The organism is Streptomonospora sediminis, from assembly GCF_054778995.1.
The window spans coordinates 1-12533 of record NZ_BAAGYZ010000039.1; the positions used below are offsets into that span (position 1 = coordinate 1).

9 protein-coding genes and 2 pseudogenes are annotated in these 12533 nt (G+C 72.6%); 6 read left to right on the top strand and 5 right to left on the bottom strand.

From position 1 onward, the window contains the following. Both ACYVD5_RS10425 and ACYVD5_RS10430 read left to right on the top strand, forming a co-directional pair. Positions 1–705: pseudogene (locus ACYVD5_RS10425) on the top strand (hypothetical protein); the annotation flags it as partial. Positions 706–1006: 301 nt separating this feature from the next. After that, positions 1007–2614 (top strand): serine/threonine-protein kinase, encoded by a 1608-nt coding sequence (locus ACYVD5_RS10430; RefSeq protein ID WP_461000764.1) that lies wholly within the window; start codon positions 1007–1009, stop codon positions 2612–2614. A 36-nt stretch (positions 2615–2650) separates the two neighbouring features. Here ACYVD5_RS10430 and ACYVD5_RS10435 read toward each other — a convergent pair whose 3' ends face one another. Next, positions 2651–3097 (bottom strand): Lrp/AsnC family transcriptional regulator, encoded by a 447-nt coding sequence (locus tag ACYVD5_RS10435; RefSeq protein ID WP_461000765.1) that lies wholly within the window; start codon positions 3095–3097, stop codon positions 2651–2653. A gap of 134 nt (positions 3098–3231) precedes the next feature. Between ACYVD5_RS10435 and ACYVD5_RS10440 the strand changes: the two genes are divergently transcribed. Genes ACYVD5_RS10440 through ACYVD5_RS10450 form a run of 3 tightly spaced genes read left to right on the top strand, consistent with a single transcriptional unit; the run spans position 3232 to position 6873 of the window. Next, on the top strand, positions 3232–4365 hold the full coding sequence (locus ACYVD5_RS10440; protein ID WP_461000766.1) for a thiamine pyrophosphate-dependent enzyme: 1134 nt from the start codon (positions 3232–3234) through the stop codon (positions 4363–4365). 1 nt (position 4366) lies between these two features. After that, positions 4367–5410, top strand: coding sequence for an alpha-ketoacid dehydrogenase subunit beta (locus ACYVD5_RS10445; protein WP_461000767.1), 1044 nt, complete (start codon positions 4367–4369; stop codon positions 5408–5410). Beyond that, positions 5407–6873, top strand: coding sequence for a dihydrolipoamide acetyltransferase family protein (locus ACYVD5_RS10450; protein WP_461000768.1), 1467 nt, complete (start codon positions 5407–5409; stop codon positions 6871–6873). Before ACYVD5_RS10445 ends, ACYVD5_RS10450 begins: the two co-directional genes overlap by 4 nt. Positions 6874–7048: 175 nt before the next feature. Here the strand turns inward: ACYVD5_RS10450 and ACYVD5_RS10455 are convergent, their stop codons facing one another. The 3 genes from ACYVD5_RS10455 to ACYVD5_RS10465 form a co-directional block, all read right to left on the bottom strand. Beyond that, on the bottom strand, positions 7049–8050 hold the full coding sequence (locus tag ACYVD5_RS10455; RefSeq protein WP_461000769.1) for a hypothetical protein: 1002 nt from the start codon (positions 8048–8050) through the stop codon (positions 7049–7051). Positions 8051–8567: 517 nt separating this feature from the next. Further along, entirely contained in the window at positions 8568–9803 is a 1236-nt protein-coding gene (gene kynU / locus ACYVD5_RS10460) for a kynureninase (protein WP_461000770.1), read from the bottom strand. 53 nt (positions 9804–9856) lie between these two features. Continuing rightward, positions 9857–10750 (bottom strand): tryptophan 2,3-dioxygenase, encoded by an 894-nt coding sequence (locus ACYVD5_RS10465; protein ID WP_461000771.1) that lies wholly within the window; start codon positions 10748–10750, stop codon positions 9857–9859. Positions 10751–11153: 403 nt separating this feature from the next. Here ACYVD5_RS10465 and ACYVD5_RS10470 point away from each other — a divergent pair, with 403 nt between their 5' ends. Then, positions 11154–11588, top strand: a complete 435-nt coding sequence (locus ACYVD5_RS10470) for an Lrp/AsnC family transcriptional regulator (RefSeq protein WP_461000772.1) — start codon at positions 11154–11156, stop codon at positions 11586–11588. A gap of 116 nt (positions 11589–11704) precedes the next feature. On the opposite strand, the pseudogene ACYVD5_RS10475 reads toward ACYVD5_RS10470, so the two are convergent. After that, positions 11705–12533: pseudogene (locus ACYVD5_RS10475) on the bottom strand (hypothetical protein); the annotation flags it as partial.

Genomic DNA, 12533 nt, shown 5'->3' on the forward strand with positions numbered 1-12533 from the left:
GCCGCGCCGGACGGCGGCCGGAGCGGGGTCAGCGCCGCGGATGGCGGGCGCCGCGGTGGGCGTTCGGCACGCAGGCGCCTGGCCGTGCTCGGTTCGGCGCTCGCGCTGCTGCTGGTGGTCGGCGCCGGCGGTTATGCCGTCTGGGCGGCGCGCAGCTCCGACACGCCGCCGGCGGCGGGCGGCGACGTCGATCCCTCGGCCGTGGCACCCGCCGCACCGCCCTCGGGGCCCGGCTCGCCCAGCCCGGGAACGGGCACTCCGTCGAACCCGGCCGGCACCGCCGGGGCCCAGGACAAGCTGGAGGTCGAACCCTCGCAGTCGCCCCGGCCGCCCAGCCAGCAACCGAGCCAGAGCGGTGGCGGCGAGCAGTCCGGCACCGACAAGGTGGTCTTCTCCCAGAAGTTCGCCGGACGCTGGGTGGGCCGGGGAACCTTCCCCAACCAGACCGACCGCGGCTATTCCGTGGTGATCCGGCAGGGCAGCCAGACCGCGGCGCTCACCACCTCCGACAACGCGTGCACGTGGCGGTTCAAGCTGTTCCGGACCAACAACAAGGGCGGTTTCGACGGCTCGATGACCACCGGCGCCGGCTGCGGCCCGCATAAGGGCGGCGGCTTCTGGATCGACGGCGGCCGACTGGTGGTCATGCTCTGGGGCGAGGAGGGCAACTTCAAGTCGCACTTCTTCTGGCTGGACCGCCCCTGACGGCATCGTGACCACCGGCCTGGACCCCCTCCGCCCTGCCCCGCGGCGACCCCGGATATAACGGCAAATCCGGCATCAATCGCATAACGCCCGCGCGATTCCCGGAACCCCGGCACCCCTTCCGGAGTTCTATGCCAGCGACAGCTTCGTGGCCGCATCGCCCGGCACACCGCCCCTCCCGCATGTCGCGGGGGCGCGCACCACCGGCGGCGGCGCAGGACCGCACCGGGCGGCCGCACTCAACCGCTCACTGCCACTTGCCGACGCAGTGGCAGGATTCGGTGCACCAAAGGGGGCATGGATGCCGGGAAGCCGGCGACTGCAAGCAGGGGATCCGGAAAGTCTCGCCGGTTACGAGCTGACCGGCCGGCTCGGCCAAGGCGGGCAAGGCGTGGTCTACCTCGGCACCGCACCCGACGGCGGCCAAGCCGCGATCAAAGTGCTCAACGCCGATCTGGCCACCGACCCCGGTTTCCGCAGGCGGTTCAAGCGCGAAGCCGCAGCGGCCCAGCGCGTTGCATCGTTCTGCACCGCCCAGGTACTCGACGCGTCCTTCGACGTCGAACAGCCCTACATCGTCAGCGAGTACGTCGACGGCCACTCCCTCAAGGAAGAGGTCGAACAGCACGGCCCGCACTCGGGAACCGAACTGCAGCGGCTGGCCGTGGCCACCGCGACCGCGCTGGTGGCCGTGCACGAGGCGGGCATCGTGCACCGCGACTTCAAACCCGCCAACGTGCTGCTGGCCGCCCAAGGCCCGCGCGTCATCGACTTCGGCGTGGCCGCCGCCTCCGATGTGACGGGCGCCCAGACGCAGTCGGTCTTCGGCACCCCCGGCTACATGGCACCCGAGCAGATCAGCGGCGAACCGGCGACCCCGGCCGCCGACGTCTTCTCCTGGGGCGCGGTCATGACCTTCGCGGCAACGGGGCGCACGCCGTTCACCGGAAGCAACATCCCCGCAGTGATCAACAAGGTCATGGCGGATGAGCCGGATCTGACGGGAATCGAGGCGCCCTGGCGCGCGGTCATCGCCCAATGCCTGGCGAAGGACCCGGCGGCCCGCCCGACCTCGGCCGACTTGCTGATGACGCTGTTGGGGCGCCGCGGATCCGCCGAGTCGGCGGATCCGGCCGCGCAGGTCCCGCACAGCGCCGCGAGCGGGCGCACCCCGGTCGCAGCGGACGGTTACGGCGCGCAAGAGGGCTCGGACGGGACGGTGAGTGGCAGGGATCCGCAGGACTCCGGCGGCGAGCGGAAAGGCTCGGGCGGCAAGCGCCTGGCCGTGATCGGCGCCGCCCTCGTACTGTTCCTGGCCATCGGGGCGGGCGGCTATGCGGTCTGGGCGTCGCTCGGTTCCGGCGGCCCGCCCGCAGCCGACAGTGTTGCACCCGCCGGCTCCCCGGCGGCTGCGGGATCGCCGATGCCGGCCTCGCCCGGCCCCGGCCGGTCACCGACCCAGCGGCCGAGCCCGTCGGCGAACTCCGCGCAAGCCGAGATCGAGACGTCTTCCTCGCCCTCACCTTCGGCTTCGCCCGGTACGCCGAGCACCGGCCCGTCCGGGCAGCAGTCCGGCGACGGCCCGGCGTTCACCCGGCCGCTCGCGGGACACTGGGTGAGCCGCGGCACCTTCCCCAACGGGAAGGCGCGCGACTTCGCCATGACCGTCGAGGCGGGCGGCCGCACCGCCGCCCTGACGACCGGCGACAACCTCTGCACGTGGAACTTCCAGGTGTTCGGCACCAGCAACAGGGGAAGCGGCGGCGTCAAGGTCTCGATCGCCGGCGGCGCGGGCTGCGGCAAGCACCAAAAGGCCGACATCTTCCGCAACGACGGCCGCCTGGTGGTCCGGTTCTGGGGCAATCCAGGCAAGTGGCCGGTGCAGATCTTCGCGCTCGACCGCGCGTAAGGCGTATCGGGGCCCGGGCCCTCGGGGCTCGGGCCCTCAGGTGCCGCGCAGGGCCGGCTCATCCAGGATGAACATGGTCTGGGTACTGCGGACCTCCGGGATGCGTTGGAGGCGCTCCAGCACGAAGGTGCGCAGCGCCGCCGCGTCGGCCACGCGTACCAGCAGCAGCAGGTCGACGTCGCCCGAGACCAGTGCGGCGTGGTCGACTTCGGGGATGTCGCGCAGGTAGTCGCGGAAACGCTCCCAGGAGTGCTGTTCAATGCGCACCGAGACATAGGCGGCCAGTCCCATGCCGTACTTCTCGTGGTCGATCACCGCGGTGAACCCGCGGATGACCCCCTGCCCGCGCAGCTTGTCGAGCCGGGCGTAGGCGTTGGCGCGGGAGATATGGGCCTGATCGGCCACCGCGCGGATGGACATGCGCCCGTCCATCCGCAGCAGGCCGATGATGGTGCGGTCGACGTCGTCCAGGGCGACTGCCATGTGTCTCACCTCACACGAGTGTGGTACCCGGACTTCAAGACGGAACCGCGCATACGCCCCGCCCTTGCAGCAATCCGTCCAGATTTCGCGCCGCATTGTGGACATTATGCAGTAATCAACCGCATATTCGGACCATGACGACCAGCGACGCGCCACCCGTTGCGGCTCCCGCCCTGCCCTCGTTGGAGCCCGTCCGGCTCATCGACCACGACGGCCGCCGGGCCGCGGAGTCCGCCGGCGGCGGCTTCGAGCTGCCCGGACCGGACATACTGGTGTCGCTGCTGCGCGCCATGGTCATCGGCCGCCGCTTCGACACCCAAGCCGGCGCGCTGGCCAAACAGGGCCGGCTGGCGGTCTACCCCTCCAGCCGCGGCCAGGAGGCCTGCCAGGTCGGCGGCGTACTCGCGCTGGCCGACCGCGACTGGCTGTTCCCCACCTACCGCGACTGCGTCTCGCTGGTCACCCGGGGCGTGGACCCCACCGAGGTGCTGACCCTGCTGCGCGGCGACTGGCACTGCGGCTACGACCCCCGGGCCCACCGCTGCGCACCGCAGTGCACCCCGCTGGCCACCAACGCCTCGCACGCGGTCGGGCTGACCTATGCCGCCCGCCGCAAGGGCGCCGACACCGCGGCGCTGGCGCTGATGGGCGACGGCGCCACCAGCGAAGGCGACGCGCACGAGGCCTACAACTTCGCCGCGGTGTGGAACGCGCCGGTCGTCTTTCTGATCCAGAACAACGCGTGGGCCATCAGCGTGCCGCTGCACAAGCAATCGGCGGCGCCGACACTGGCGCACAAGGCCGTGGGCTACGGCATGCGCGGCTATCACGTCGACGGCAACGACGCCGCGGCCGTACACGCGGTCACCGCGCGGGCGCTGGCCGAGGCCCGCGCCGGCGGGGGCCCGGCCCTGATCGAGGCGCGTACCTACCGCATGGAACCCCACACCAACTCCGACTCCCCGCAGCGCTACCGCGACGACGCGGAGGTGGAGCACTGGCGCAGCCGCGACCCGCTGGCCAGGTTGGAGGCGCTGCTGCGGCACGAGGGTGTGGTCGACGACGCCGCGATGGCCGAGTTCGGCGCCCGCGCCGAGCAGCTTGCCGAAACGGTCCGCACCCGCCACGCCCAGCCGCCGCGGCGCTCCAGCGACGAACTGTTCGCCAACGTCTACGCCGAACCCACGGCGGCGCTGCGCCGCCAGCGCGCCGCTGTGCGCGAGGCCGCCGATGCCCAGCGCGCCCGCGACCGGAACGGGGGCCGCTGACATGGCGCACCACACCCTGGGCCAAGCGCTGAACAGGGCGCTGCACGACGCACTCGCCGCAGACCCCGACGTGCTGGTCTACGGCGAGGACGTGGGACCGCTGGGCGGGGTCTTCCGCGTGACCGACGGCCTCAGCACCGAGTTCGGCGATGACCGCTGCTTCGACTCGCCGCTGGCCGAAGCCGGGATCGTCGGCACCGCGGTGGGCATGGCGATGTACGGGTGCCGCCCGGTGGTGGAGATGCAGTTCGACGCGTTCGCCTATCCGGCGTTCGAGCAGGTCGTCTCGCATGTCGCCAAGCTGCGCAACCGCACGCGCGGACGCGTTGAGCTGCCGCTGGTCATCCGTATCCCCTACGGCGGCGGGATCGGCGCCGTCGAGCACCACGGCGACTCGTCCGAGGCCTACTACACGCACACCCCGGGACTGCGGGTGGTCAGCCCCGCCACGCCGGCCGACGGCTACTCCATGCTGCGCGAAGCCGTGGAGTCGCCCGACCCGGTGGTGTTCCTGGAGCCCAAGCGCCGCTACTGGTCCGGCGAGGACGTGGAACTTCCGGTGCGCACCGCGCCGATGGACCGGGCGGTGGTGCGGCGCGCGGGCCGCGACCTGACGATCATCGCCTACGGTCCGGCGGTCGCCACCGCGCTGCTGGCCGCCGAGGCAGCGGCCGAGGACGGACGCGAAGCCGAGGTGGTCGACCTGCGCAGCCTCTCCCCGTTCGACGACGAGACGGTGACCGCCTCGGTGCGCCGCACCGGACGCGCGGTCGTCGTGCACGAGGCACCCGGATTCGGCGGCTACGGCGGCGAGGTGGCCGCCCGGGTGACAGAGCAGTGCTTCCACCACCTGGAGGCCCCGGTGCTGCGGGTGTGCGGTCTGGACATCCCCTATCCGCCGCCGCACCTGGAGGAGCACCACCTGCCCGACGCCGACCGCCTCCTCGCGGCGATCGACCGGCTGCAGTGGGAGTCCGCGTGGGTGCCCGGCGCCGACCGGGTAGCAGGCCCGGTGGCGGAGCCGCAGGCGGAGGTGCGGACATGAGCGATGCGAGTGCGGCGCCGGTGCGCAGTTTCCTACTGCCCGACCTGGGTGAAGGACTGGCCGACGCCGAAATCGTGGCGTGGCTGGTCCAGGCGGGCGATCCGGTGGCGGTGGACCAGCCGGTGGCCGAGGTCGAGACCGCCAAAACGGCCGTGCAGGTGCCCTGCCCCTTCGGCGGGACCGTGGCCGCGCTGCACGGCGCCGTCGGCGAGACCGTTGCGGTGGGTTCCCCCTTGCTCAGCGTGCGGACCGCCGACGGCGCCCCGGACCCCGCGCCGGAGGCTGCGGCTGCTGCGGCGGCGGCCGGTCCGGGCCGCGGTGACGGCGGTGCGGACGGTGATACCGGCGCGGGCGGCGCGGGCGGTCCTGACGGCACGGGCGGTGCGGGCGGTTCCGGCTCCGTGCTCGTGGGCTCCGGCACCCGCGCCGAAGGCCCGTCCCGCCGGCGGCGGGACGCCGCGGGGGAGGTGCCGCGGACAATGGCGTCGGCGGCGCCTCCTCCGCGCCCCGCTGCGGTGGGAAACCGTTCGCCGGTGATCTCGCCGCTGGTGCGCCGCATCGCGCGCGAGCACGGCATCGACGCCGCGGCCCTTGCCGGAAGCGGCGAAGGCGGACTGGTGCTGCGGCGCGATGTCGAGGCGGCCGTCTTGGCAGCACCCGCACCGGCCAACCGGCTCGTGCCGCACGCCCGCGGAGCCGCAGTGGTCGGCGGCGCGGCCGACGGCGGCACGGCCCCGCCGCAGGCCGGGCCGTCCGGCGAGCCGCCCGCAGCCGCCGAGCGGATCGCGCTGTCGGGCCCGCACCGCGCGATGGCCCAGCGCATGGCCCGTTCCCGGCGGGAAATCCCCGAGGCAACGGTGTGGGTCGACGCCGACGCCACGGGGCTGCTGGACCTGCGTACTGCGCTGAACGGCGCCGACCCCGAACGCCCGGTGAGCCTGCTGGCACTGCTCGCCCGCTTCTGCGTGCTCGGGCTCGCCCGCTTCCCGGAGCTGAACTCCCGGTTCGACCCCGAGCGTGCGGAACTGATCCGGCCCGCCGGGGTCAACCTCGGCTTTGCCGCGCAGACCCCGCGCGGGCTGGTGGTGCCGGTGGTCCACGGCGCCGAAGGGCTGACCACGCGGCAACTGGCGGCCCGGATCGCCGCTCTCACCGAGCAGGCCCGCGCGGGCGGGCTGGCGCCGGAGCAGCTCAGCGGCGGCACGTTCACCGTGAACAACTACGGGGTGTTCGGTGTCGACGGTGCGGCCGCGGTCATCAACCACCCCGAATCGGCCATTGCCGGCATGGGCCGCATCATCAACCGGCCCTGGGTACTGGGTGCCGAACTCGCCGTGCGCCCGGTCACCGAGCTGACGCTGGCTTTCGACCACCGGGTGTGCGACGGCGCCCAGGCGGGCGGGTTCCTGCGGTTGCTCGCCGACTATGTGGAGCGGCCGTCCCTGCTCATCGGCGACACGTGACGCGCCGCGGTGCGTGCACGGGCGGCCGGTAGCCGGGATCGGTGGCCGGTAGCCGCTAGCAGGTGGCCGCCGGCCGGTAAAGGCCAACATGCAAAAGGCCGCGCCCCCGCCGCATAGGACGGGGGCGCGGCCTCATTCGGCACACGGCCGGCGCGGGGCCGGCACAACGGCGGTGTTACTCGCCGGTGCGGCCGCCGGACCTGCGCTCACGCACGGAGTCGGCAACGCGCGTCCAGTAGGAGCCCGCGGTCGACTTCGCCTCGCTCCAGGAGCCGGGGATGCGCTCGCGGACGTTCTGCACGGTCTCGCGCATGCCCGCGGCGCTCAGCAGCGGCTGGGCGCGGTGGCCGCCGGCGTACTCGGCTGCGCGGCCGCGGCGGGCGAAGAACAGGGCGACCAGCAGCGCCGGCACGATGGCCAGGGTCAGCACTCCGGCGGCCAGGGGCAGGTCGTTGCCTGCCAGCGAGATGCCGGAGACGTCGTTGGTCGCGGTCTCCGCGGTCAGCCCGTTGCCGGAGCCGCCGTCGTCGCCGTCGCCGCCGGAAGCGGCCGCGCCCTGGGAGTCCTCGGACCCGCTGTCGGCCTGCTGGGAGCCGGAGCCGCCAGCGGACTGCTCCTTGCTCTCGGCCTGCGCGGACTCTTCGGCCTGCTGGCCTTCGTCCTCGCTCGCCTGCTTGGAGGAGGCCTGCTCGGACTCCTTCTGCTGCTGCTCGTCGCCGTCGGACTTCTTGGACTCCGGGATGGGCTTGACGGCCTCGTCGTCGCAGACCTCGGAGCCGCTCATCGGCCGCGGTGCGCCTTCGGTTCCCGCGCCGTCGCCCCACTCGGTGATGTAGTAGTCCACGTCGATGTGGCCCTGGCCGCCGGAGACCGTGTAGCTGGAGTCGTCCCAGCTTCCCCCGACCAGGTTGGCGAACGTCTTGCCGTCGAGGTCAAGAAGGATGTTGCAGCCCTCGGCGGGGTCGCCGGGACCCCGGTCGCCGATGAAGAAGTCTTCCGTCTTGCCGTTGTACTCGACGTACCCCTTGGTACCGAGCGGCCAACTGGGGCTGGCCGCCATGCCTTCCTGCATGGGCTTGCCGGATGCGGGAGCACCCGTGTCGCCGTTGATGCCGGAACCGTCGTCCCAGAAGTAGGAGGACGTGACGCTGCCGTGCTGAATGGGATCTTTACTCATGAATCGCTTTACCCAAGTCGTCATAGCGGGGCCGAGCGAGGCCGTTCAGGCAGGCGGGACCAGCTCCGGGGCACACCGGTGGGCAGGGGTGGCCGGAGTCTTGGGAAAGTGCCTGAAGTGCCCCCTGGCTGGATCGCCAGGAGTGGGCGGGGGTCGCTGGCCGCCGTTGGGGACGGCGTACCGGGGCAGGCGCTGGATGCGCGGCCCAGACCGCAAGAGGTTTGGGGGCCTCTCCTCCCCGGGGTCAGATCCCGGGGCTCGGCATCGGTGGTGGAGACCTGAAAGGTAATGACCAGGTCACGAACCGATCACGAAGGACTGTAGCCCACGGAAAAGTCAAACGCCAGGACGCAAACGACAAAACCCCAGATCAGAGGCGGTACACCGATCGGTGGGACGCATCAGGAAGCCCTGCACAACACAGGATTCAGGACTTTAAACACCGAAAAAAGTGACACCCGACACAGTTTGCCGGGTGCCATGGTGAGCAGGGTGAGCGAGCGCGCAACCGAGTGGGTCAGGTCACGACCCGGGTCACGGCAAAGCGGGGGTCACGCCACTCCCCGCTGCGGACCACCTCGACCAGGGCCGCGGCCGCGTCGAACACGTCGGCATAACGCAGGTAAAGGGGGGCAAACCCGAACCGCAGCACGTCGGGGGCGCGGAAGTCGCCGACGATCCCGCGCTGGATCAGCGCCTGGACCATCGGATAGCCGTCCGGGTGGCGCAGCGAGACCTGGCTGCCGCGCCGCGCGTCGTCGCGCGGGGTCACCAGCTCCAGCCCCGCAGGTTCGGTCAACTCGATGAACAGCCCGGTCAGCGCCAGACTCTTCTCGCGCAGCAGGTCCAGGTCGACGCGCTGCCACAGGTCCAGCGACGCGTCGAGCGCGGCCGAGGCCACCACCGGCTGCGAACCGCTGAGGAACCGGCTGGCCCCCTCGGCGGGCGCGTAGCCGGCGGAGAAGTCGAAGGGGCGGGCGTGCCCGTGCCAACCGGTCAGCGGCTGGCGCGCGCTCGCCTGGTGGCGTTCGGCCACGAAGCTGAAGGAGGGGGCGCCCGGCCCGGCGTTGAGGTACTTGTAGGTGCAGCCCACCGCGAAGTCCGCGCCGCAGGCCGCCAGCTCGATCGGCAGCGCGCCCGCACTGTGGCACAGGTCCCACACGGCGAGTGCCCCGTTGGCGTGGGCCAGCCTGGTGATGCCGGCCATGTCGCGCAGTGTGCCGGTGCGGTAGTCGACCTGGCTGAGCAGCACGACCGCCACGTCTCCGGCCGCGAGCGCCGCGGTCAGCGCCGCGCGGTCGTCCGGGTCGACCCGGCGCTCCTCAGCGCCCATGATCTCGGTCGCGCCCTCGGCGATGTACAGGTCGGTGGGGAAGTTGCCCGACTCCCCCAGCACCACATGGCGCCCGGGATTCAGCCGCAGCGCCGCCACCAGTGCCTTGAACAGGTTGGCCGAAGTGCCGTCGCCCACGACCACCTCGTGCGGCGCCGCCCCCACCAGCGGCGCCAGCTTGGCACCCAGGGTGCGCGGAATGTCCCACCAACCTGCTTCGTTCCAGCTGGCGACGAGCCGCCGCCCCCATTCGTGCTCGACAGTGCGGGCGACCCGCTCGGGCGTGGCCGCCGGCAGCGCACCCAGCGAATTGCCGTCGAGGTAGATGACGCCCGCAGGGAGCAGGAACTCGTCGCGGAAACCGGCCAGCGGGTCGGCTTCATCGCGCTGGACGCAGTCGGGGCGGGTGACGGATGCCATGGCGATAGCCTTCCCGGTTTGCCGATCGATTACCAACGGGGACTCCGCGCGCCTCACACTCCGGTCCGCAGCGACCACAGTTCCGGAAAGACGTCCTGTTCGGCGTTGCGCGCCAGCCAGTCGAGACCGCTGGAACCCCCCGTACCCGGTTTGGCGCCGATGGAGCGTTTGACGGCCGTCAGGTGCCGCTGCCGCCAGCGGGTGACGCGCTCGGCGGTGTCCATCAGCGCCTCGGCCAGCCGCAGCAGCTCGTTGTCCGGGCGCTCGTCGGCGTAGACCCGGGCCCAGGCACGCTCCACATCGGGGTCGGGCGTGTAGGGGCGGCGCCAGTCGCGTTCGGCGGCGGACTCGGGGACCGGGTAGCCGCGGCGGCGCAGCAGCCGCAGCGCCGCGTCGTAAACACCGGGCTCGGCCAGCGTGCGCTCCAGCCCGGCGCGGGCGGGCAGGTCGCGGTGCGGGCGCACCATCGCCGCCGACTTGTTGCCCACAAGGAACTCCAGCCGCCGGTAAGCGGCCGACTGCACCCCGGAGGCGGCACCCAGTTCGTCGCGGAACCGGGCGAACTCGGCCGGGGTCAGCGTGGCCAGCATGCTCCACGACTCGACGAGCACGTCCTGGGCGCCGGCGGCGCTGCGCAGCGCCGCTACGGCCGCGGCGGGGTCGTCATCCTCCAATGCGTCCCGGGCCGCCTCCCAATGGTGGCGGATCAGGGTGAACAGCAGTTCCATGACCTGGCTGGAAATGATGAAGGACAGTTCGGCCGGCTCGCCGGTGCGCGGGCGCTGCAGGCTCAGCAGCGTGTCGGTGTACAGGTAGTCGGTATAAGCGGCGGCCTGGTCGGTGCCCTGGACCGGGCAGGCTTGGGCTGCCTCCCCGCTCTCCGCAGCCTCCGCTGCCCCGTTGCGGGCTGCCGCGGACCCGTGGTCATAGGACGCGGTCATCGCCATCGCCTCCCCCTTGTTCGGCTGTTCGCCTGTTCGGCCGCCGGTTCGCGGCCGCCGGAGCGCGGGCGGGCGGCCGGGATCCGCCGACCGCCGCGCACCGGTCGCCGCCTTCAGCATGAGCCAAGGCGCACCGCGGATTGAATGGGCGGTGCATGCCGATCAGTGTCCGTGCTTTAGCATCCGGAAAGAGATACCGGCGTTTCGGTTTCGGATCACAAGGTGTGGTTCAGTGGTGTACTCGGCGACCACACAGCGCCACCGGGCGCTGCTCAGCGGGTTCCCGGCATTACCCAGTGTTCCCGAAACGGCCGGCCGAACGCGCGGGCACACGCGCGGCGGCGGGCGGAAGTGAGCAGGGACCGGGAACGGCAGGACAGCGGCGACGGGACGGCAAGGAGTGAACGGCATGCTGGACGGGGTCGACCGGCGGATCCTCACCGAGTTGCAGGCCGATGCCCGGCTCTCCTTCAACGAACTCTCGCGCCGGGTGAACCTCTCCGCACCCGCGGTCGCCGACCGCGTGCGGCGGTTGGAGGAGGCCGGGGTGGTCACCGGCTACCACGCCCACGTCGATCCGGCCGCCGCCGGACTGCCGGTGACCGCGCTGGTACGCATGGCGTGCTTCGGCCCGGGGTGCCTGCTGCGCGACGCCGCGGCCCAGGACCTGCCCGAGATCCTGCAACTGCACCGGGTGACGGGCGACGCCTGCTGCGTGCTGGTGATCTCGGTGGCGTCGATGGCGCACTTCGAGGAGGTCATCGACCGCCTCGCCGAACACGGCCGGCCATCCAGCACGATGGTCCTTTCCAGCCCGCACCCGTGGCGAGCCGTCCAGCTGTGAGCGCGATGGCGGTACGGCAACGACTCTGCGGTTACGCCGTGTTCCAGACCTGGATCACGGCATAACCGCAGGGTCGCCGGGACCACCCCCGCGGATGGGGCTGCGGTCGGCCGGGCTCAACCGCCGGAGTCCAGCCGGAGCTGCGTGCGCCGCGCGAACCAGGCGCCCGCGACCGCGGTGACCGCCAGCCCGGCTGCCAGCCCCGGCACCCACGGGACCGCCGCGTAGCCGGGCAGCACCGCCACCGGCCAGAACGGCGGCAGCGGCGCAAGCGCCCACCGCGCCCATTCGGGCAGCCACCACACAGCGGCCGGCAGCAGGGTCAGCACCGCGCCGGCCACTTTCACCACCACCAGCGCCTCGACCCTGGAGGCGGCAAAGGCGGTCGCGGCCAGGACCAGCAGCGGTGCCTGCACCGCGGCCAGCACCACCGCCGGCACCAGGGCGGCCGTCTGCGCCCCGCCGGGAACACCCAGGCCCGACACCGGCACAGCAACGGCCAGCCCGAGGCCCGTTGCGGCGGCGACGGCGGTCAACCGGTAGCCGAGGTAGCGCGCCGGAGTCAGCGGCGAGGCGCGCAGGACCAGCAGGGTGCCGTCGTCGGCCTCCTCCAGGGTGCGCAGCGAACCGATGGCGCCCAGCATCAGCGGCACGTGCAGCACGACCAGCGCCGCCAGCAGCACCGGTCCCAACGGCGCCGGGTCCAGGCCGAGGCGGTCGGCGAGCAACCGCTGAACCGGCGGATAGCCCCAGCGCAGCCCGAGGGCGAGCACGGCCGGCCCCAGCAGCATCGCCAACAGCATCGGATCGCGCCGCAGGCCGCGCAGGTCGATGCGTGCCGCACCGGCCACGGCACCCAGGCGGCGCGGCCGGGAGCGCGGCGGGCCGCCGGCCGCCCCGGTCGTCGCATCCCCATCGCGCCGGCCCCGCCCGCGCAGCGCCCGG

Excerpts from the sequence above, each read along its gene's own strand:
- ACYVD5_RS10430 (WP_461000764.1), top strand. The coding sequence starts at position 1,007 with ATGCCGGGAAGCCGGCGACTGCAAGCAGGGGATCCGGAAAGTCTCGCC.
- ACYVD5_RS10450 (WP_461000768.1), top strand. The coding sequence starts at position 5,407 with ATGAGCGATGCGAGTGCGGCGCCGGTGCGCAGTTTCCTACTGCCCGAC.
- ACYVD5_RS10465 (WP_461000771.1), bottom strand. The coding sequence starts at position 10,750 with ATGGCGATGACCGCGTCCTATGACCACGGGTCCGCGGCAGCCCGCAAC.
- ACYVD5_RS10435 (WP_461000765.1), bottom strand. The coding sequence starts at position 3,097 with ATGGCAGTCGCCCTGGACGACGTCGACCGCACCATCATCGGCCTGCTG.
- ACYVD5_RS10445 (WP_461000767.1), top strand. The coding sequence starts at position 4,367 with ATGGCGCACCACACCCTGGGCCAAGCGCTGAACAGGGCGCTGCACGAC.
- ACYVD5_RS10470 (WP_461000772.1), top strand. The coding sequence starts at position 11,154 with ATGCTGGACGGGGTCGACCGGCGGATCCTCACCGAGTTGCAGGCCGAT.
- ACYVD5_RS10440 (WP_461000766.1), top strand. The coding sequence starts at position 3,232 with ATGACGACCAGCGACGCGCCACCCGTTGCGGCTCCCGCCCTGCCCTCG.
- ACYVD5_RS10455 (WP_461000769.1), bottom strand. The coding sequence starts at position 8,050 with ATGAGTAAAGATCCCATTCAGCACGGCAGCGTCACGTCCTCCTACTTC.
- kynU (WP_461000770.1), bottom strand. The coding sequence starts at position 9,803 with ATGGCATCCGTCACCCGCCCCGACTGCGTCCAGCGCGATGAAGCCGAC.